This is a genomic window from Cupriavidus sp. 8B (genome assembly GCF_054589115.1).
This window is the reverse complement of the sequence record NZ_BAAILO010000459.1, coordinates 1-632: the sequence shown is the minus strand read 5'-3', so window position 1 is coordinate 632 and position 632 is coordinate 1. Positions and strand designations below refer to the sequence as shown.

The 632-nt window shown below is 67.6% G+C and carries 1 pseudogene; it reads left to right on the top strand.

Annotation, left to right across the window (positions count from 1 at the left end):
- Nucleotides 1–632 (top strand): annotated as a pseudogene (locus ACYP5B_RS43605) (ATPase); the annotation flags it as partial.

The following is a 632-nucleotide window of genomic DNA, read 5'->3' as shown; positions in this document are numbered from 1 at the left end:
CCTTTTGCGCTGGAAGCGTTGGCCGCGCAAGCCGGCGCGGGAGCACTGCTGAAGAAGCCCGGTGCATCTTCCCAGCGCAAGCGGTTGCTTTTGCTCGCGACCCTTGCACTGGTGGGTGCTGTCGGCTGGAAGTACGGCAAGGCGGAGTACGACGCCTATCAGCGCCGCCTGCACCCGCCGCCACCGCAGAAGACGCCCGCGGAACGCTATGCCGAGGACCTGGCCCAGCGAGCGGCAATGCCGGTCGCGCCGGTGGGCACCGCGATGGCGGCGTGGTATCGCTGGTTTACCGATGCGGTGCCGTTGCAGATCGGGGGCTGGGCGCTCGCGACCATCGGCTGTAATAACGTTGCCACGCCGGAGACGACATGCCTGTTGACCTATGAGATCCAGCAGGGCGCCAAGGGGCTGACCAACCAGACGTTCCTGGCCGCGCTGCCGGACCACTTCGGTGCGCCGACCTTCCTGGCCGGCGACACCAAAGCCGCGGTGCCCGCCCAAGTGCCGATGGGAGCCCGGACGCCTCTCGCCACAGTGCTGGAGAAGCTGCCGACGGCGATGGACTTGCGTGTTCACTTCGGCTCCCAGCTGCAGACCCTTTGGCCGGTCGCGTCCAAGGCCGAGCTCAAGGA